The sequence below is a fragment of the Natronoarchaeum sp. GCM10025703 genome (assembly GCF_042661985.1).
Classification (GTDB): domain Archaea; phylum Halobacteriota; class Halobacteria; order Halobacteriales; family Natronoarchaeaceae; genus Natranaeroarchaeum.
This window is the reverse complement of the sequence record NZ_JBHSZF010000001.1, coordinates 2,011,582-2,029,669: the sequence shown is the minus strand read 5'-3', so window position 1 is coordinate 2,029,669 and position 18,088 is coordinate 2,011,582. Positions and strand designations below refer to the sequence as shown.

At 62.5% G+C, this 18,088-nt stretch carries 17 protein-coding genes, 1 other RNA gene and 2 pseudogenes; 9 read left to right on the top strand and 11 right to left on the bottom strand.

The features are described 5' to 3' along the window. Nucleotides 1-20 precede the first annotated feature (20 nt). Nucleotides 21-641, top strand: a complete 621-nt coding sequence (locus ACFQH2_RS11245; protein WP_377053654.1) for an RAD55 family ATPase — start codon at nucleotides 21-23, stop codon at nucleotides 639-641. Nucleotides 642-684: 43 nt separating this feature from the next. Beyond that, nucleotides 685-1,089: a CoA-binding protein gene (locus tag ACFQH2_RS11240; RefSeq protein WP_377053652.1), complete on the top strand. Its 405-nt coding sequence runs from the start codon at nucleotides 685-687 to the stop codon at nucleotides 1,087-1,089. Nucleotides 1,090-1,116: 27 nt separating this feature from the next. Here the strand turns inward: ACFQH2_RS11240 and ACFQH2_RS11235 are convergent, their stop codons facing one another. Continuing rightward, nucleotides 1,117-1,467, bottom strand: coding sequence for a DUF5798 family protein (locus ACFQH2_RS11235; RefSeq protein ID WP_377053650.1), 351 nt, complete (start codon nucleotides 1,465-1,467; stop codon nucleotides 1,117-1,119). Nucleotides 1,468-1,560: 93 nt separating this feature from the next. Between ACFQH2_RS11235 and ACFQH2_RS11230 the strand changes: the two genes are divergently transcribed. Then, nucleotides 1,561-1,980: a DUF7548 family protein gene (locus tag ACFQH2_RS11230; protein WP_377053649.1), complete on the top strand. Its 420-nt coding sequence runs from the start codon at nucleotides 1,561-1,563 to the stop codon at nucleotides 1,978-1,980. 152 nt (nucleotides 1,981-2,132) lie between these two features. Beyond that, an RNA gene (gene ffs, locus ACFQH2_RS11225) (signal recognition particle sRNA) lies at nucleotides 2,133-2,444 on the top strand. Between the two features lie 127 nt (nucleotides 2,445-2,571). Here ffs and ACFQH2_RS11220 read toward each other — a convergent pair. The 3 genes and pseudogenes from ACFQH2_RS11220 to ACFQH2_RS11210 all read right to left on the bottom strand — a co-directional run bounded on the left by ACFQH2_RS11220 (nucleotide 2,572) and on the right by ACFQH2_RS11210 (nucleotide 4,069). Then, nucleotides 2,572-3,443, bottom strand: a pseudogene (locus tag ACFQH2_RS11220) (mechanosensitive ion channel family protein). Further along, the gene (locus ACFQH2_RS11215; RefSeq protein WP_377053645.1) at nucleotides 3,443-3,688 is read right to left on the bottom strand and encodes a YhbY family RNA-binding protein; all 246 of its coding nucleotides are present in this window, start codon (nucleotides 3,686-3,688) and stop codon (nucleotides 3,443-3,445) included. The pseudogene ACFQH2_RS11220 and the gene ACFQH2_RS11215 overlap by 1 nt, the downstream one beginning before the upstream one ends. A 108-nt stretch (nucleotides 3,689-3,796) precedes the next feature. After that, entirely contained in the window at nucleotides 3,797-4,069 is a 273-nt protein-coding gene (locus ACFQH2_RS11210; protein WP_377053643.1) for a ribonuclease P protein component 4, read from the bottom strand. Nucleotides 4,070-4,285: 216 nt separating this feature from the next. On the opposite strand from ACFQH2_RS11210, the gene ACFQH2_RS11205 reads away from it, so the two are divergent. After that, a complete protein-coding gene (locus ACFQH2_RS11205) occupies nucleotides 4,286-4,657 on the top strand; it encodes a DUF7344 domain-containing protein (protein ID WP_377053641.1) in 372 nt (123 codons plus the stop codon). Between the two features lie 35 nt (nucleotides 4,658-4,692). Here the strand turns inward: ACFQH2_RS11205 and ACFQH2_RS11200 are convergent, their stop codons facing one another. From ACFQH2_RS11200 to ACFQH2_RS11190, 3 genes are all read right to left on the bottom strand, one after another. Continuing rightward, nucleotides 4,693-5,073 (bottom strand): hypothetical protein, encoded by a 381-nt coding sequence (locus tag ACFQH2_RS11200; protein WP_377053639.1) that lies wholly within the window; start codon nucleotides 5,071-5,073, stop codon nucleotides 4,693-4,695. Between the two features lie 55 nt (nucleotides 5,074-5,128). Continuing rightward, nucleotides 5,129-5,890 (bottom strand): DUF2797 domain-containing protein, encoded by a 762-nt coding sequence (locus ACFQH2_RS11195; protein ID WP_377053637.1) that lies wholly within the window; start codon nucleotides 5,888-5,890, stop codon nucleotides 5,129-5,131. 103 nt (nucleotides 5,891-5,993) lie between these two features. Continuing rightward, nucleotides 5,994-6,776 carry an HAD-IIA family hydrolase gene (locus ACFQH2_RS11190; RefSeq protein WP_377053635.1) on the bottom strand — a complete coding sequence of 261 codons (783 nt, stop codon included), beginning with the start codon at nucleotides 6,774-6,776 and terminating at the stop codon, nucleotides 5,994-5,996. A 171-nt stretch (nucleotides 6,777-6,947) separates the two neighbouring features. Between ACFQH2_RS11190 and ACFQH2_RS11185 the strand changes: the two genes are divergently transcribed. From ACFQH2_RS11185 to ACFQH2_RS11175, 3 genes are all read left to right on the top strand, one after another. Next, the gene (locus ACFQH2_RS11185; RefSeq protein ID WP_377076748.1) at nucleotides 6,948-9,212 is read left to right on the top strand and encodes an oligosaccharyl transferase, archaeosortase A system-associated; all 2,265 of its coding nucleotides are present in this window, start codon (nucleotides 6,948-6,950) and stop codon (nucleotides 9,210-9,212) included. Beyond that, on the top strand, nucleotides 9,149-9,658 hold the full coding sequence (locus tag ACFQH2_RS11180; RefSeq protein WP_377076992.1) for a hypothetical protein: 510 nt from the start codon (nucleotides 9,149-9,151) through the stop codon (nucleotides 9,656-9,658). Before ACFQH2_RS11185 ends, ACFQH2_RS11180 begins: the two co-directional genes overlap by 64 nt. A gap of 74 nt (nucleotides 9,659-9,732) precedes the next feature. Beyond that, on the top strand, nucleotides 9,733-10,704 hold the full coding sequence (locus ACFQH2_RS11175) for a DUF368 domain-containing protein (protein WP_377076747.1): 972 nt from the start codon (nucleotides 9,733-9,735) through the stop codon (nucleotides 10,702-10,704). A gap of 70 nt (nucleotides 10,705-10,774) precedes the next feature. Here the strand turns inward: ACFQH2_RS11175 and ACFQH2_RS11170 are convergent, their stop codons facing one another. The 4 genes and pseudogenes from ACFQH2_RS11170 to glpA all read right to left on the bottom strand — a co-directional run bounded on the left by ACFQH2_RS11170 (nucleotide 10,775) and on the right by glpA (nucleotide 16,278). Next, the gene (locus ACFQH2_RS11170; RefSeq protein ID WP_377053629.1) at nucleotides 10,775-11,920 is read right to left on the bottom strand and encodes a Cdc6/Cdc18 family protein; all 1,146 of its coding nucleotides are present in this window, start codon (nucleotides 11,918-11,920) and stop codon (nucleotides 10,775-10,777) included. A 28-nt stretch (nucleotides 11,921-11,948) separates the two neighbouring features. Further along, the gene (locus ACFQH2_RS11165; protein ID WP_377076746.1) at nucleotides 11,949-13,235 is read right to left on the bottom strand and encodes an anaerobic glycerol-3-phosphate dehydrogenase subunit C; all 1,287 of its coding nucleotides are present in this window, start codon (nucleotides 13,233-13,235) and stop codon (nucleotides 11,949-11,951) included. Nucleotides 13,236-13,271: 36 nt separating this feature from the next. Next, nucleotides 13,272-14,549: pseudogene (gene glpB / locus ACFQH2_RS11160) on the bottom strand (glycerol-3-phosphate dehydrogenase subunit GlpB). After that, nucleotides 14,539-16,278, bottom strand: a complete 1,740-nt coding sequence (gene glpA, locus ACFQH2_RS11155) for an anaerobic glycerol-3-phosphate dehydrogenase subunit GlpA (protein WP_377076745.1) — start codon at nucleotides 16,276-16,278, stop codon at nucleotides 14,539-14,541. The pseudogene glpB and the gene glpA overlap by 11 nt, the downstream one beginning before the upstream one ends. Nucleotides 16,279-16,546: 268 nt before the next feature. Here glpA and glpK point away from each other — a divergent pair, with 268 nt between their 5' ends. After that, nucleotides 16,547-18,088 carry a glycerol kinase GlpK gene (glpK, locus tag ACFQH2_RS11150; RefSeq protein WP_377053621.1) on the top strand — a complete coding sequence of 514 codons (1,542 nt, stop codon included), beginning with the start codon at nucleotides 16,547-16,549 and terminating at the stop codon, nucleotides 18,086-18,088.

Sequence of the window (18,088 nt, the reverse complement as noted above, 5' to 3'; positions counted from 1 at the left end):
GCAGTATATGAGGGCACATCATGTATGATCTGGCAGACGTCCTTCCGGACGCTAAACTCGAGTCTGGCACGAACCTCCTGATCACGGGGCCACCGCTCTCGGGTAAGCGCCGCCTTGCACTCGACATCCTCGCGAACGGCACCCGTCAGGAAGAGGGTGCCATCGTAGTCACGACCAAGGACAGCGGTGACAAGATTCTCAGCGAGTACAAAAAGCGAATCGACAACGTCGAAGACGAACCGCTCGGAATTGTCGACTGCGTGACCAAACAGCGCGGTGTCGGCAGTGCCGAGGATGGGCCCCAACTGAAGTATGCATCCTCGCCGGTTGATATGACCGGAATCGGGATCAAACTCTCGGAGTTTCTACAGGACTTCTACGAACGCCGCGGTCTCAAACAAAACCGCGTGTTAATGCACTCCGTTTCGACGCTGCTGATGTACTCTGACCTGCAGACTGTTTTCAGGTTCCTCCACGTTTTCACTGGCCGCGTCCAGAGCGCCAACGGACTGGGGCTCTACGTCATCGACTCGACGGCACACGACGATCAAACCATGAACACGCTCACACAGTTGTTCGACGGCCTGATCGAACTCTCGGAAGACAGTGCCGAACCCCCGCGTCTCCGGACTGCAGAGTAGGGCTCCCGCGTCACTTTTCCCGATACGTCGTCTACATTCGTGTATGACAACTGAGGACGAACTCGTGAGAACCGCGCTCGATAGCGAACGGATCGCCGTCGTTGGCTGCTCGTCGACGCCCGGCAAGGACGCCCACGAGATACCGAAGTATCTCGACGCACACGGCTACGACATCGTACCGGTCAATCCCTTCGCCAAGGAAATCTTCGGTCACAGAGCCTACGATTCGCTCGACGACGTCCCGGACGGGATCGACCTCGTCGACGTCTTTCGTCCGTCGGAGGAAGTCTCGGGAATCGTCGACAGTGTGCTCGAACGGGACGATGTCGACGCGCTCTGGTTACAACTTGGTATTCGGGACGACGACGCGGCGGCCCGTGCCCGCGACGAGGGCGTCGCTGTCGTACAGGATCGCTGTCTCAAAGTAGCGCACGCACGACACCGCTGAGAAACACGCGCGGTTCGTCGTGGTTCCTCAGCCTTCGATGGCGTCGTCGGCCTGCTCGGCGCTGTCGCTCTCGCTCGCAGACGCCTCACCGTCCGGAGACTCGGCCGCATCCTCCGCTCCGTCGTCGGATTCAGCCTCCTCGATCGCCGCCTGAGCGAGCACTTCGTCGGCGTCGATCCCCTGCTCACGGGCGAGCTCTTTCAGCAACACCAGTTGCTTTTCCGAATCCTTTTCGAGTCGGCTGACCCGGTGGTTTGTCTCTTCGGTGGCCTCTTCCAGGTTGATGACTCGCTCCCGAACGTCTTTGAGTTGTGCGATTAGCTGTTCGGCCCGGTCTGCGAGTGTCTGGATCCTCTTGGCGGTGTCTCCGAATCCCATGTCAACCGTTTCGCACCAATGGCTTGTGGGTTTTCCGATACGCTGGTCCCGTGGAACGCCGTGTTTATACTGGCGGATGCAAGAGTTCAGTCTGTGATAGATAACCGGACGCCGCCAACGCTCGGAATCGTCGCCTGTCTGCTCGTCATCGCGATCGTGGCGCTCCCATATCTACTACTGTCGGATGTTGGAGCGGGTGGAATCAGCGCCTACTACGATCACGGCGTGGTCGGACCGTGGGTCGTTACCCTGCTCACGATCATCGCCCTCGTCGCGTTCGCCGCGGGCCGGCAGGAGCGCTCGGATCCAGTGACCATCGCTGGAGCCACGCTCGTACTGGGACTGTTTATCGCCGGGAGTGCGGCGGCCTGGGCGCTGTCGGTACCGTCGGCGTTCGTCCAGCAACTCGGGACCGATACTTGGCTCGAGTACCATCGATGGTCGCTGGTCGTGGCGTCGGCCCTCCTGCCGGTTGCAAGTGCATGGTACGCAAAGGCTCTGAGAGTGATTTGAGCCCGACTCGACGCTCGTAACGAGTCGTTTCTGAGACATCTAATCGCGCTCCTGACGAGTCGTCAGTTTGTCACACTGTCGCATGATCGCCAGACGGAACGCGGTTAGTTCTCGAAAGTCGAAAGGCCCTTAAGAGGTCGAGGGGTAGTGTAAGATGGACTAGGTCGGGCAGTTAGGCCCTGCTCACTACCCGCACTATGGTCTTTAGCGGGGACCGAACCCCGGACGCGTCCGGACAGACCCGTTCGGGCCCTGGAAGCCGACGTGGAAACCTCGTCCCTCGGGGGCCACGGTTCGCGGCGTCCGCCCGCAGGGGCGTCACGTCGCGATTTGCCGGCGGCAGTTCGTCAGGCGCGGAAGCGAGCAGCGAACCGCTGGACGATGGTCGCTCGAGGGGTCGCGGGGCGGAGGAGGCAACCGGGATTCCCCGGACGGGAACGTCGGGCAACCCCGGGCGTCCGTCCATTCATACCGTATTTTACTTCGCCAGCGACGGCCATTGCTCACCAGAGCCTCGTTCAGGCAATAGCGACGCTACTCGTCGAACATCAAGTATTCAGAAAACGGTGTGGACGATCCGTCGGAGCGCGGTTACTCTTCGGCTTCGACGGGGGTGGAGTTGCTAAGTTCGAACTCGCCTGCCAGTTCCCGCTGCGGGTAGGGGATGTCGATCCCGACCTCGTCGAAGCGGGCTTTCACGTTGGTGATGAACTCGCCACGGGTCTTGACGTAGTCGGCGCGGCAGGTTCGGAGATCCAGATCCGCGACTGCAGGCCGACGTCCGAGTCGTTTAGCTCGGTCAATCGGACCGAGGGTGCGGGGTCATCCATGATTCCCGGGTGCTTCTCGGCCTCTTCGACGATGATGTCGGTGGCCTGCTGGATGTCGTCGCCGTAGCCGATTCCGAAGACGAATTTCAGTCGAAGCTTCTCGTTTGCTACGGGGTTTTTGATGACGCCCCCGGTTAGTTCGGAGTTGGGGACAGTCAGCATCTCGTTGTCGAACGTCCGGACGCGCGTGACGCGGAGGCTAATGTCCTCGACGACGCCGGAGTTGCCGTCCCACTCGATCCAGTCGCCGATACGGAACGGCTTGTCGGCGTAGATGAAGACGCCGGAGACGAAGTTACTGATCGTGTCCTGTGTCGCCAGACCGACTGCCAGTGCAAGGGCTGCGGCGATAGTCGCGAGCGACGAGAGGAAACTCCCGAAGCCGGCGAAGCCGAACGCGACGGCCACGGCGACGAACACGATACCGAACGAGACGAGTTTTAACAGCGGTCCCCGTGCGTGAGCATCCAGATCACGTTGCTCCAACGTCCGATCCGCAATCGGAATCACCGTCCGCTGTCCGATCACGTAGATGACGACGAACGCGATTGCGAACAGAACGAGCGACTCGATGCTACCGGCGGTACCAGCTCCCAGTCCAGCATCGACCAGGAGTTGCTGGATCGCTCCCATCAGTGCATCACCGCCGTGTGGCCACGGCTCTGGACCACCTCAGCGTTGACTTGCTCGGCCAGGTCATCGGCCAACTCCTCGGCGGTGGCGTTGCCACGCGCTGCTCGGAGGAACTTCACTTTCACAAGGTTCCGATCGTCCAGTTGGTCTGCCAGTTCGTCGACCACCGGTTCGAGACCGCTCTTGCCTACCCACACAGTCACATCAAGTTCGTGAATCTCTCGCTGTAACGCATCACTAGTCATACAGTATTGTACCGAGCGCCGAGGGTTTTACTCTTTGGCCTCTCTCCGGTGCTTAGCCGTCCGATCCAACGTGTGTCGAATGGTTGCCTGTCCGGCAGTGTCACGCCGTCAGTAGGGATACCGCGACTGGTGCCCACAGTCGCAGGTGAGGACGACGTGGCCGTCCTGTAACCGAACACGGGCGTTGTTTCCGGGCTGGAGATACGCGTCGCACTCGTCACAGGTGAAGCGTTTGAAGCTTTCCGGCAGTGATCGTCGCTCTCGCTCGGCGATGCGACGGGCAAGCCGGACGTACCGTCGTGCTCTGTCGGGATGGTTGGTCGCGACGGCTTCGGCTGCCAGCTCCTGCAGACGCTCGATACGCTCGTCGGCGATAGTCATTGGAAAGTGGGGGAGTGGGGGATTCCGGGGCAGTACGGACAAGGAGAGAGGACGTCCAGTATTGCCCCATTGAGTGATGGGAAAGTAGAGGACAAGTATTTTTTGTTTTATCGAGCAGCTATCGGTCGTCCGACGCGCCCGCTTTCGATCAATCGTGATGCTGACGCAGACAGCAAATCACAATACGTATCCCTGAGAACTCGAAAGAAACGGCCAATGACAGAGGACAGCTCACGAACGGGCTCCGAAGCCGCGTCCGACGAATCCGGCTCGGAGCTACCCCAGGACCGCACGTTCGGGCTGCTCTCCACGTCGCGTCGTCGGGAGGCGATCGACCTGCTCCGCGAGCACGACCACGTCGGACTGCCGGACATCGCGGAAGCGGTGACGGTACGCCAACTCGGCAAGGAAATCACCGAGATCTCGCCCGAACAGGTCAAAGACACCTACATGATGCTGTACCACTCCGACATCCCAAAGCTCGTCGACGAGAACGTCATCGTCTACGATCAGGAGCAGGACGTCGTCGCGACGGGCGAGAACTTCTCTGCAGTCGAGGAACTCCTCTCGCGTAGTACTGATAAATAAGAACTATCGCAGCGGCGGTCGAAGCGGTACCGTCGTCAGTCGTCTTCGAGCGCGTCGGCGATCCGCTGAAGTTGTCGCGTCACGTCACGAACTTCGTCACGGAGTTGTCGAACTTCCCGAGTGAGTTCTTCGTTGCCCGCTTCGGACTGGCCACCAGGGCCGCCGGGGCCTGCACCGCCGGGACCCGCGCCGCCGGGGCCGCCGCCCATCATGCCGCCCATCATCTGTGCGAAGGGGTTGCCGCCGCCACCCATCCCGCCGGGGCCACCGCCCATCATCTCTTCCATGCCACCTTCCGGTGGGCCTTCTCCTTCCTCACCCTCGCCTTTCTCGGCGCGTTTTTCGCGGATCTCTTCGACGCGTTCGCGGAACGATTTCTCCTCGTCACCCTCGTCTTGTTGGTCGTCGTCTGCCATGCACGTCAGTTCAGTCGCTGACTGGAAAAGGGTTTTCGTCCACTACCTCCGGCAATCACTCGAAGGCACCGAAACTGGACTGCAGCGTCCGCTCAGTCTCTCCCTGTCGTAGCTCGTATCCCACCAGGTCGCGGAGGTCGACGGCGTAGGTGCTCCCGCCGTTCTCGACGACGAGAAGCCGACCCTTGACGCCGCGCACTTCGCCCGATGCGACCGTCTCCTGGACCGGTCGAGTCCCCGTCTGCACGCCGTGATCGAGGGTCTTCGTCTCGATGGGGTCGTGTCGGTCGAGCACTGCTTGCCAGGCCTCCCCGTCGACCTCTTGGTGGAGGCTGTCGACCTTCGTCGGGATCCGTACCCGGTCGGTGAGCGTCTCGGCGATTTCGGCCTCCAACTCGCGGGCGATCCGCCCGTTCGAGACCGTATGGAGGTGCGCCGCGCGGTCCGCTCCTTGCTCGTAGAGTCGCGTTTCGAGTCGCCACAAGCGCGTCACGCCGACTTTGAACGTTGCTGGGGCGAACGCGGCGAGATAGACGGCGTGCTCCTCGTAGCAGTCCATCTCGTCTTTCAGGCAGGTGCCGGTACAGCGGGCACAGACCCACGTCCGATTGTGGGCCTCACAGTAGGGTCCCGCGGGAGTATCACACTGGACGTGCTCGTCGCCGTCCAGCGTCCCGGCACAGCGCCTGTTTCCGAGGCGGAAATCGAGTTCGACGCTCGGTGCTAGCTCATGACGCTCGACCTGGCCGTCGGTCACGACGAGGAGCGCGCCGCTTTCCTCTGGGCCCGACGCCGTCTCGTACCCTACGACCTGCATCGGCATCGGATACGTGAGCGGTGGATAAATGTGCACTGCTCCGGACAGCCTGCGCGGCCTGGACGCGAGGATAGCCCCGCCCGAAACCGGATACAATAATTGCTCACAGCAACTCCCCGACGTCCGCCAGTGATTCGAGCACGTGATCCGGCGGACTGCTCGCGGCGTCGACGTCGGCCCGATCGGTGATCCCCGAGAGGACGACCGCAGTCGTCATTCCGGCCCGTTCGCCGAGTGCGATATCGGTATCGAGACGGTCACCAACCACCAGTACGTCGTCTGCCGGGACGCCGAGCCTTTCGAGCGCCGCCTCGGCTGCAGTATGCGAGGGCTTGCCAAGGATTCGCTCTGGCTCCCGGTCGGTCACGCCTCCGATCGCGTTCAGGATCGCTCCCGTCCCGGGTTCGGCGCGCGCCGCGGTCGGGATCGTCATATCCGGATCGGTCCCCAGAAACGTCGTCCCCTCGTCTTCCAGCGCCCACATCGCCTCCGTCATCGTCTCGTAATCGAACGACCGATCCATCGACCCGACGACGACGTCCGCCTCGGGCGGCGTCGCGTCGACGTTCAGCCCGCGGTCGCGCAACCCAGCGAGTAGCCCCGGGGACCCGATGACGAACAGGTCGTCGTCGGCGTGTTCGGCGGCGAGATACTCGCCCGTAACCGAGGCCGCCGTGAGCGTTCGCTCCGGATCGACATCGATCCCGTGTGGCGTGAGTCTGTCGACGTACTGCTCGCGTCGCTTCGTCGGGTTGTTCGAGAGAAAGAGGAGGTCGAGTCCGGCGTCCCGAAGTCGTTCGACTCCACCCGCTGCTCCAGGAATCGGTTCGTCACCCAGCACGACTGTTCCGTCGACATCGACGATTGCGGCCCGAAAATCGCTCATAGCCTCGGTTAGGGTGCGTCGATGTTAACTTCCTCGCTCGGCGTGTGAGCGCCGGAGCCGAACGACTTCGAGCACCGCGGCTCTCTCCTGCAGAGACGGAAGCCGTGCTGCATTTCTGACACTGCTTGGAGATAGCAAGGTTTATTCTTCGGTTGGGATTGGTCGTTGACAATGAGTCTCGATATCGATCGATTCGACCTCGAGGGCACGGGGTCGATATCGTCCCTCCTGCAGCGCTGGTATCACGTCCCCGCGCTGGCACTGACGATGCTGTTCATGCTACTGGTCCGCCTGCAACCGTACGGCAAGTTCGTCCAGTCGGATCGGGTGTACTTCAGCGGCAACGACGCGTACTACCACTTCCGCGAGACGATGTACACGGTCTCGAACTACCCTACGACGATGCCGTTCGACCCGTGGACGCAGTTCCCCTTCGGGACGAGTGCGGATCAGTTCGGTAACCTGTTCGACCAACTGATAGCCACCGTCATCCTGGTTGTCGGTCTCGGAAGTCCGACCGAGCGACAGGCCGCTATCGTGCTGGTTCTCGCACCCGCAATCGTCGGCGTGCTCTGTGCAATCCCGACCTACTTCATCGCAAAGCGTCTCTCCGGGCGTCGCGGCGGACTGTTCGCCGCCCTGATCCTCGCGCTCCTCCCCGGTATGTTTCTCTCCCGGAGCGTCGTCGGCTTCACCGACCATCACGTCGCAGAGGTGCTGTTTCAGGCGACGACGATCCTGTTACTCATGGTTGCGCTGACGGTCGCCGAGCGCCAGAAGCCGGTCTACGAACAGTTCCTCGAGCGTGACTGGGCGGGACTTCGCGAGACCCTCACCTGGAGCGGTCTTGCTGGATTCGGACTGGCGCTGTACTTCTGGACCTGGCCGCCGGCGGTCGTCCTCGTCGGGATCCTCGGGGCTTTCTTCGGGATCGCGCTCTGTGTCGAGTATCTGCAGGGGCGTAGCCCGGAACACGTCGCAATCGTCGGCGCGGTGAGTATGAGCGTCGCCGGCGTCCTCGCGCTCGTCGCTATCGACGAGGTCGGCATCACCAGTCCATCGACGCTGTCCTTGCTTCAGCCACTGGCGGCGTTCGCCGTCGCCGCTGGCTGTGTCTTTATGGCGTGGCTCGCACGACAGTGGGACGCTCGCGATATCGACTCGCGTGGCTATCCCATCGCTATCGGTGGACTGGGTCTCGTTGCGATTGTGCTCGTCGCCCTCGCGCTCCCCAGCCTCTTCAATACCATCTGGAGCCAGGTACAGAACCAACTCCTGCTCGGCCAGTCAGATACCGCGCTGACGATTGCCGAGGCCCAACCGACTGCCGAACAGAGCGGGGGTCTCAGTGGGTATCTGGTCGACAACTACGCCTTCACCTACGTCTTTGCGCTGGTCGCGGTCGTCTGGATGGTCTGGCGGCTACGCGACGCGGACCAGTTCCGGTCCGAGCAGCTACTGATCGTCGTCTGGACGGTCTTTCTCACCCTGCTGGCGCTGACCCAGGTCCGGTATCACTACTACCTTGCTGTTGCAGTCGCCGTGCTGAACGGTTGGCTACTGAGTCAGGCGTTCGACATCCTCCAGATCCCGTCGATAGACCGGCTTGAGGAGGTCGAAACGTACCAGGTGATCGCCGTGGCCACCATCTTACTGGTCGTCGTCTTCCCGCTCGCGTCGGGCGTGTTCGGGTTCTCTGCGGTGGCACAGGCGGATGCACAGCAGCCTGGCGCGGTCGAGTACTGGGACGATAGCTTCGACTGGATGGAGGAGTCGACTCCCGAACCGGGCACCTTCGGCGATGCTGACGACGAGATGGCGTACTACGGAGCGTACGACCGAACGGACGACCACGAGTACACCGAGGGAGCCTACGGCGTCATGTCCTGGTGGGACTACGGCCACTGGATAACGGTCGAGGGCGAGCGAATCCCGACGGCGAACCCGTTCCAGCAGGGCACTGGCACCGCCAGCGGCTTCTTCCAGGCCCAGTCCGAGGAACGGGCTGACCTGCTGCTCGACGCACTGCCCGCGTCCGGGCGCCACGACGGCTCCCTCGCCGAGATGGAAAACGACGAACTCCGATCGATCCGCGACGACCGGACCGAGCAGGAAGCCGGTGAGTCGGTGCGGTACGTCACCATCGACGATCAGATGGCTGGTAGCAAGTTCGGAGCGATCACTCAGTGGGCGTCGGCCCCCGACGTAAGCGGCGGGAGCGTTCAGGTCGCGAGCGAGGAGTACTACGACTCGATGCTCGGGTCGCTGTACTACGACGACGCCCAGGGGATGGAAGGCTATCGCCTCGTTCACGAGAGCGAGTCGTTCTCGGTCGTTGGCGTCTTCGAGAGCCCACGGACCGGCCAGTCGATCTGGGCGGAGAACTCCGCTCGGCAGAGGGCTGGCAACAGGCGTCGCAGTACACCGAGCAGTTAGAAACGCAGGAGAACCGAGCCCTCGTCTCCTCGGTTAAGACCTACGAACGGGTCGATGGAGCGACGATCACCGGCGATGCTGCGGCGGGTGAGGACGTCGTCGTTGCCCTCCCGCTGGAGAGCGATACCGGCCGACCGTTTACCTACGTCCAGTCCGCGGAAGCCGGTGAGAACGGTACCTTCGAGATCACCGTTCCGTACGCGACCGACGACCAGCTCGGGCCCGAGGACGGCTACACTGACAGCGCCGTGACGGCGACCGACGACTACACCGTCCTCGTCGGCGACGAACTCGATGCGGCGGCCGTCTCGTCAGCACCGATCGAAAACGGCGAGATCGATCTGTCGGAACTCGACGCCGATGTCCGTACCACCGGCACGACCGACGTGCCCGAACCCGCTATCTACGACGGCGACGAGCGGACTGTCGACCTCGACGAGAACTGATCGGTCGGCCGTGAGAAACACTGGCTGTCCGATACATTAACCGTTTTAATCTCCTCCCCTGTTGGTACGTGTAGATGAACGACTGGCTCTCGATCTATCTCAAAGGCTTCTGTATGGGTATCGCGGACATGGTTCCCGGCGTCTCTGGCGGAACGATCGCCCTGATTACGGGAATCTACGAACGCCTCGTCACGGCGATCACGACGCTCGATCCACGGTTGATCGGCTACGCGCTCCGTCCCCACGACCCCGAAGCACGGACCGCCTTCTCGGAAGGCGTCGGACGGATGGATATCGGCTTCCTGTTAGCGCTCGGGGCGGGTGTGGGAACGGCTATCCTTGCGGTCTCGCGCATCGTCGGCACTCTCGCGGAGTCCTATCCCGGGACGACTGCGGCGTTTTTCTTCGGGCTGATCGGCGCGTCGGCGGTCGTTCTCGCGGATCAGATTCGGCTTCCTCCCCGACGGCTCGTCCCGATCATGACGGTCGGCATTGCGATTGCGGGAGGCGTCACACTCGTCACTGCGGGCTCTATCTCGCACGCGCTTCCTGTCGTCTTCGTTGCCGGAGTGATCGCTGTCAGCGCGATGGTGCTCCCCGGCGTCTCGGGTGCCTTCTTCCTGCTCGTCCTCGGTCAGTACTACTTCATGTTGGATACACTGAACGGCTTCATCGATGGCCTGCTCTCTCTTTCTAGCGGTACTACGCCCGAACTACTCTCGACTGGACTCGTCGTCGTCACCTTCCTGACCGGCGCAGCCGTCGGCCTCCTCTCTGTCGCACATCTCGTCAAACGTGCGCTCGAACGCCACCGGGCCGAGACACTCGCGTTTCTCGTTGCGCTCATGATCGGCGGGCTACTGCTCCCGGCGCAGCAGGTCGTGGCAAACGTCTCTGTCGTACCGGCAACCCGCTCGCCGACGGTGTTCCTGACCAGCATCCTCGAACCGCTGGGGCCGATCCTGATCGCGGCCGTCCTCGGTGCGGCGGCGGTGTTCGCGCTCGACCGGTACACTGACGACTTGGAGTACGTCGACAGCGCCTGAGCCTCGCTGACGGACTCCTCGAAGAAAGCATCGGATACGTGTTCGGCCAAGCGTTCGGCGTGAGTCAGTGCTACTTCTCCGCTTCGAGGCGCTGGAAAACGAGCGTCGGGAAGCAGGGGATGACCGTCGTGGGCCGCCGGCCGTCCGATCCGCTTCGGTTGACGACGGTTCGTTTGAGGATCCCTTCCTCGGCCAGTTCGTAGAGGAACCGCTGGACGGTGTTCGGCGAGAGATCGGTTCGACGGCCGACGGCCTCCGCGACCTCGCTGATCGTAACGGCTTCAGGACCGACTGAAAGCAGTTCGACGAGCACCTCACGCCGGTTTTCGGGGAGCGCAAGTACGCGCCCGGTCTGTACGCTCTCCTCGGGCACGGCATCGATCCCCGCCGTGATATCCGCCGTAGTGATTCGATCGTTGGCGTTCTTCTGGGCGTGGATCGCGGCACCGAACAGTGCGGCGAGAGCATCGTGTGCGTCGCCGTCAGCCCAGTTCGCCACCTGTCGCGCCAGGCCATGAGAGATAGAACCGCTGGCTAGCCCGTAGGAGGCGCGCTCAGTCAACAGATCGACGAGCGAGTGTGGCCGATATCCCGGGACCTCGACGTGCTGTCCCGTCCAGTCGTCTATCTCCTCATTGGCGATGACGAGCAACCCCACCGAGGACTCGATGGGTTCGACGAGTTCGATCGCTTCGTCGACGGAGAACGCTCCGTCCTCGATGTGGTCGACCGCGATACATACCGGCCTACTCCCACTGATTGCCGACTCCAGTCGGTCTTTGAGTTCGTCCGTTCCGATACCACGGCGGGGGACGGGGTCCGGCGAGACCGTATCCAGGATGGCGTGATAGAACTGGAACGTGCTATCGATCTGGCGGGTGTTGACGTAGGCGAACTGTGCCATCGGAGCGGCCGAACCGGATCGGGTGGTCGTTCCGATCGATCCGTCCGTCTCGGTGAAGCTATCGTTTAGATGCGTAAACATGGCAGTAACGATAGCGGATTTCCCCGCCCCGCTTGGCCCACAGACCGCGATGTCCTCGGGGATCTCCCCCTCGAATACCGGTCCTATTGCGTCCAATAGCTGCTCAAGTATTGCCCCCCGTCCGATCGGTTCCGGGAGGTGGGCGGCCGGATTCAGGGCGTTCTCGTGCGTGATGAGGGACTGGCTCGCAGTCGTCTGCTGACGACGAGCGATCCGTTCGCTCAGATCCATCGGGCGGATCGTATGTGTCTGCTCGTCATTATTCTTCCGAGACGAGCGCGGCTTCGAGTACTTCCAGGGGGTGTTTGATCTCGTAGCCAGTGCCGTGTTCCATCTGCATCGCGCAGGTCGGGCACTCCGTCATGCCGACGTCGCCCTCGGCGTGTTCCATGTGCTCGAACATCTCCTCGCCGATCTCCATCGACGTCTCGTAGTGCTCGGTCTTCCAGCCGTAGGTGCCGGAGATGCCCGAACAGGAGTCGCCGACGTCCTCCGCAGTGACGCCGTCGACGTTCTCGATGAGTTCCAGGGCCTGTCCGTCAAGCCCCTGATTCCGCGAGTGACATGGCGCGTGGTAGGCCAGATCCGGGAAATCGACCTCCGAACCCTGGAGCTCTCCCTCGAGATCCTCGTAGATCCGAAGATACTCCAGTGCGTCGTAGGTGTGGTTCGAGACGTCCTCGATGCCGTCGATGTCGAACAGTTCCGGGTACTCCTGGCGCAGTGCCAGGGAGCAGGACGTACAGGAGGCGATGATGTCCGCGCCGTCCTCGATGGCCGCAGCCAGATTCTCGACGTTGGTTTCGGCGTGTCGTCGCGCGTCGGAGAGCATCCCGTTGGCGAACATGGGCGTCCCGGAGCATCCCTGGTCGGGGATCATGATCTCGTAGCCCAGTTCCTCGTAGACGTGCACGAGCGCCTTCCCGACTTCCGGGGTGTTGTAGTTCGAGTAACAGCCGTGGAAGTACGCGACCCGCTTGTCCGGGTTCTGTACCTGTGCGCCGCCGCGGTCGTTCCACCACTCCCGGAACGTCGTCGTCGCGAACTCGGGGAACTCCCGCTCGCTGGGGATACCCATCACCTTCTCCATCCCCCAGCGGACGGGGCCGAAGTTCATGACGAACGACGCCGTTCTGGGGAAGAGGCTCGCCAAATAGGCCGAGGTCCGGTAGTTCGCCAGAACCCGGTTTCGGATGTACTCTACCGAAAGCTTCTCCATCTGGTTGTCCACGTACTCGCCTCGTGCCGTGTTGTGCATCTGACTCAGCGGCACTTCGGACGGACAGGCGTTGTCACACCGGAGACAGTTCGAACACTCCATGATGGAGTCGTCGATGTCGGCGTCCTCCTTGCGTTTGAGACGCCACTGCTCCGGACCCTGGAACTTCGGGCCGGGGAAGTCATCGTCGACCTCTGCGACCGGGCAGTTCGTATCGCAGATCGAGCACTTGTAACAGTCGTCGGAGCCCGGTCGGAGATCCATTCCGTCCGTTTCCGCAAACACGTTTACCGGTTCAGAATCGTCTGGTTGCTGGGAATCACTCATGGGAACTCACCTCGTCGCCGCATTCGTACGTCTCGTTCATACTCGTTCACCTGCCGTTTCGCCGGCGGCATAGCCGGTCGCCAGCGAGACGCCGGAGCCGGATTTTTCCGAGGGGAAGTCGTAGCCGCCGAGAATACTGCCCGCCGCCCGCAGGTTCTCGAACTCGGGTTCGTCGTTCGCGTCCAGCGGTCGTAGTTCCGTATCGACGGGAACGCCGAAGCGAGCGAACTCGTGGTCGTCGAACGCGCCGTCCTCGAACCAGTCGTACCGGTCCGCTGGGTGTGGAACGTGACAGTCGAACACCGGTTCGTAGACGCCTTCCCGGTCAGAATCGATACCTTTGCCGACCAGTCCGCCTGTCGCCAGGATGTACTCATCGGCTTTGTAGGGGACTTTGCGGCCCGAGTGATCGCTGACGACGCGGTCGACGTGGCCGCCGTCCGGTTCGACGTCGACGATCGGATTGCCAGTCGATACACGGACGCCGACCTCGTGAAGATACTCATACAACCGATCCTCCAGTCGGAGGCCGGGCAGACTCGGCGGGCCCATCGGTACCTCGAAGACGGCCGCGCCCAGTCGGTTCGCCAACTCCTCGCGGATATCGGCGGGGTGGTCGTCCCCCAGCACTGCGGGGAACCCGACGCGTTCGTGATCCCCGATATGATCTTTCACTCGCTCGGCGAGTGCCGTTCAGGCCGGTACGTCCGTTCCGTCGACCGTGAGGTCGTCGTTCCGGTCCAGCAGATGGGCAAAGCGTGTAACTTTGGCGTCGTCGCGCAGTCCGCCAGGGAACTCGATCGTTACGCCCTCTGTCTCGTAGGGGACGCCGGTCGCGGCCAGATGCTCGGCGGCGACCGGGGCGTCGAACTCGATCATGGAGTCGAACCCGACGAAAAGCGTGTCTCCGCCGGCGCTCGCCACCCCAGACGCCGCGCTCTCGGGGTAGCGTGCGGTCGGCTTGATCGCCCCGCCGTGGGTCGGGACGAGCGCGTTCTTGTCGGTGTGGCCGCCCGTGTACGCGTCGCCCGCGGCGTCGTCGAACATGTCCAGTCCGGCGCGGACGGCATCGACGCCGACCCGCTCGTAGGGGTGGCCCTCCGGGAGTTCCTCGATTGCGTCGAACGGATCGACGACCGGCCCATCGCCGTCGGGCGTATAGCCGAGGATGTCGATGAGGCCGCTGGCCTGTCGCATCGTGCTCTGTTTGTGTGAGACGAGTCGGACTCGTGCGCCCTGTTCGTGTGCGCCGACTGCGGCCGCAATGCCGGCGAGACCGCCGCCGACTACCAGCACGTCGTCTTCAATCGCCATCGTGGCCTCCATCGGTCGCGACGGCGCTATCGCCACCTTCGGCTCCCTCGACTGCGTCGGTCGGACGTCCGGCGTCGAACGCGCCGAAGTCGACCTCCTGATCGAGTCGTGCGGGATCCGAGTCGGCGTTGAGCGTCGTCGCGTGGAGCGCGTAGTTCAACATGGCCTGTGAGAGCTGTTCGCCCCACAGGGCGTGTACTTCGCCTTTCCAGCGCTCCTGGAACAGTTCGTCGTACGCCTCTCTGGCGATCTCCTCCTCGTACTCGGGGTGGAGAACGTCCGCCATCGCACGGGAGCAAAAGCCACCCTGGCAGTTACCCATCGACGCACGCGTGCGGATGCGAACCGCGTTGAGGTCGGTGCCGGCCTGACTGACTGCGTCTTTGATTTCGGCGCGGGTGACGCCCTCACACTGGCAGATAACCGGATTCGCTTCGTCCACATCGAGAACCTCGTCGGCGCGGTTGCCGAGACGTTGTTTACTTCGTCGGGCGATTGGCGAGCGTAGCCCGAAGCGATCCATCGCGTCGTTGAGGACGGTTTCGTCCTTGCTACCGGGGAGCGGGACGTCGGCGGTCCGGCACTCGGCGTCGATGCCGAGACGCTCGGAGACGTGATCGGAAATCGTCTCGGCCATCATCCGGTAGGTCGTGAACTTGCCGCCGACGATCGAGGTCATTCCCGGCAGATCGTCGCGGTCGTCGTGGTCCAGCAGGAAGAACTGGCGCGTGATGTCGGTCGGGTCGGAGGTTCCAGTATCCGGTGGCTCGTACAGCGGACGGACGCCCCAGAACGAGCGTATCGTCCGCGCCTCGTCGAGGATCGGTACCAGTTGTTTGAGTTCGTCGATCATCCGGTCGACCTCCCACTGCTCCTCGGGATAGTCCTCGGGGTCGTCGACCTCCTCGTCGGTCGTGCCGAGGATAGCGGTCGTCTCGTGGGGGACGACGATGTCGGCGTCGCCTTTGGGCTGACACCGATTGACAACGGTGTCGACCTGCCGACAGTTCATCACGACCATCACGCCTTTCGAGGGTCGTACTTCGACCTCGACGCCCGCCATCTCGCCGATCCGTCCGGCCCACGCACCGGTGGCGTTGACCACGTGGTCGGCGTAGATTTTCTCCGTTTGCCCGGCCTTCCCGTGCTCGCGCTTGCCCTGGCCGGTCTCGTGCTCGACCTCGACGCCGACGACCTCACCATCCTCGATGAGGACGTCGGTGACGGGGGCGTGCGTTTCGACGCGTCCACCGTGGTTTTCCGTGCTGACAGCGTTCGCAACACAGAGGCGGAACGGGTCGATGGCTCCGTCAGGCACCTTGATCGCGCGCTTGATGTCTTTGGCCAGATACGGTTCGATCTCTCTGGCCTCCTCGGGCGAGAGCACTTCCGCGGGGATGTCACACTCGCGACACCCCTGCTTCTTCTGGAAGTATTCGTCCGTGTCCTCGGGTCGCTGAACGAACAACCCACCAGTCATCTCCACGCAGTGGCTTGCGATGTCTCGAAGGACCCTGTTCTCCTGAATGCACTCTTTGGCGCTCTCCTGATCGGAGACGGCGTATCGCCCGCCGCTATGGAGCAGACCGTGCATCCGTCCTGTCGTCCCGTGGGTGAGGTTCCCCTGCTCGACGAGGGTGACGTCGGCACCCCGCATCGCGAGGTCACGCGCGATGCCGGTGCCGGTCGACCCGCCGCCGATGACGAGGACCCCGGTACTGGATTCCATCTGTCTTCTGAATGCTCGTACTGTGCTTACTTTACTTTACCGCTGTTTACGAGAAGATGATAAAGAACCTCCGAACGACCGGGGATTTCCAATTTCATGTAACTTAATATATATAATTGCCCCGCTTTAGGGGGTGTTTGTGCCGTTGAGTGGAAACATTTATAATGAATGTACTTGTTGTTTACCGATATCACGGCGCTACGAGTAAACAGCCGTGTAAGGACATCGTATACGACCAACTCTGGACGCAAACCAACCAAACGAAATCATGACAGACAACACCTACGTCGGCGCAGTCGACCAGGGAACGACAGGAACACGGTTCATGGTGTTCGACCACAGCGGGCAGGTCGTGGCGAACGCTTACGAAACACACGAACAGATCTACCCGGAACCCGGTTGGGTCGAGCACGACCCCCGCGAAATCTGGGAGAACACGAAAGAGGTCATGCAGGACGCGCTCAACGACGCTGGCCTGACGCCCGACCAGCTCGAAGCCATCGGCGTCACCAACCAGCGCGAGACGACACTGCTGTGGGACGCAGACACCGGCCGACCGCTCCACAACGCGCTCGTCTGGCAGGACCGCCGAACGACCGACCGCATCGAGACGCTGCAGGACGAAGGCAAGGCCGACGAGGTGCAGGCAAAGACGGGTCTCGAACCCGACGCGTACTTCTCGGCGACGAAAGCCGAGTGGCTCCTCGACAACGCCGACCCGATCAAGACCCAGCGCGCACGGCCCGCCGACGTCCGGGAGCGCGCCGCTGAGGGCGACGTGCTCTTTGGCACTATCGACACCTGGGTTATCTACAACCTGACTGGCAATCACATCACGGACGTGAGCAACGCCTCACGGACGATGCTGTTCGACATCAACGAGATGGAGTGGGACGACGAACTCTGTGAGGAGTTCAACGTGCCCCGCGAGATGCTGCCGGAGGTCCGCCCCTCCAGCGACGAGGAGACCTACGGTAGCACTGACCCCGACGGCTTCCTGAACGCGGAAGTACCGGTCGCCGGCGCGCTCGGTGACCAGCAGGCTGCACTGTTCGGCCAGACCTGTTTCGATGCTGGCGACGCCAAGAACACGTACGGCACCGGGAGCTTCTTCCTGATGAACACGGGCAACGAAGCCGTTACCAGTGAAAACGGTCTCCTCACGACGGTCGGGTTCCAGCGCTCGGGCGAACCCGTCCAGTACGCACTGGAAGGGTCGATCTTCATCACCGGTGCAGCGATCGAGTGGCTCGAAGACCTGACGTTGATCGAGGACGCCGCCGAGACCGAAGAGCTCGCGCGCAGTGTCGATTCGACGGATGGCGTCTACTTTGTCCCCGCATTCACTGGCCTCGGTGCTCCCCACTGGGACCAGCGTGCACGCGGGACAATCGTCGGCATGACGCGCGGAACGCGACGCGAACACATCGTTCGCGCGACCCTGGAGGCAATCGCCTACCAGACCCGCGACGTCGCCGAAGCGATGGAAGCCGACAGCGGCATCGACATGCAGAGCCTGCGCGTCGACGGTGGCGCGGTCAAGAACAACTACCTCTGTCAGCTCCAGTCCGACATTATCGACACGGACATCGCGCGTCCGGAAGTCGACGAGACGACGGCGCTGGGTTCGGCCTACGCGGCTGGCCTGGCCGTCGGCTACTGGTCCGACCTCGACGAACTCACCGCCAACTGGCAGATCGACCGCGAGTTCGAACCGGAGATGGAGAACGACGAAGCGGACAAGATGTACAACCGCTGGTCGGACGCCGTTGATCGCTCCCGCGACTGGGCTCGCGATGGTGGTGACTAA

Coding starts and splice junctions, on each gene's coding strand:
- ACFQH2_RS11245 (WP_377053654.1), top strand. CDS start 21: ATGTATGATCTGGCAGACGTCCTTCCGGACGCTAAACTCGAGTCTGGC.
- ACFQH2_RS11240 (WP_377053652.1), top strand. CDS start 685: ATGACAACTGAGGACGAACTCGTGAGAACCGCGCTCGATAGCGAACGG.
- ACFQH2_RS11235 (WP_377053650.1), bottom strand. CDS start 1,467: ATGGGATTCGGAGACACCGCCAAGAGGATCCAGACACTCGCAGACCGG.
- ACFQH2_RS11215 (WP_377053645.1), bottom strand. CDS start 3,688: ATGACTAGTGATGCGTTACAGCGAGAGATTCACGAACTTGATGTGACT.
- ACFQH2_RS11210 (WP_377053643.1), bottom strand. CDS start 4,069: ATGACTATCGCCGACGAGCGTATCGAGCGTCTGCAGGAGCTGGCAGCC.
- ACFQH2_RS11205 (WP_377053641.1), top strand. CDS start 4,286: ATGACAGAGGACAGCTCACGAACGGGCTCCGAAGCCGCGTCCGACGAA.
- ACFQH2_RS11200 (WP_377053639.1), bottom strand. CDS start 5,073: ATGGCAGACGACGACCAACAAGACGAGGGTGACGAGGAGAAATCGTTC.
- ACFQH2_RS11195 (WP_377053637.1), bottom strand. CDS start 5,890: ATGCAGGTCGTAGGGTACGAGACGGCGTCGGGCCCAGAGGAAAGCGGC.
- ACFQH2_RS11190 (WP_377053635.1), bottom strand. CDS start 6,776: ATGAGCGATTTTCGGGCCGCAATCGTCGATGTCGACGGAACAGTCGTG.
- ACFQH2_RS11185 (WP_377076748.1), top strand. CDS start 6,948: ATGAGTCTCGATATCGATCGATTCGACCTCGAGGGCACGGGGTCGATA.
- ACFQH2_RS11175 (WP_377076747.1), top strand. CDS start 9,733: ATGAACGACTGGCTCTCGATCTATCTCAAAGGCTTCTGTATGGGTATC.
- ACFQH2_RS11170 (WP_377053629.1), bottom strand. CDS start 11,920: ATGGATCTGAGCGAACGGATCGCTCGTCGTCAGCAGACGACTGCGAGC.
- ACFQH2_RS11165 (WP_377076746.1), bottom strand. CDS start 13,235: ATGAGTGATTCCCAGCAACCAGACGATTCTGAACCGGTAAACGTGTTT.
- glpA (WP_377076745.1), bottom strand. CDS start 16,278: ATGGAATCCAGTACCGGGGTCCTCGTCATCGGCGGCGGGTCGACCGGC.
- glpK (WP_377053621.1), top strand. CDS start 16,547: ATGACAGACAACACCTACGTCGGCGCAGTCGACCAGGGAACGACAGGA.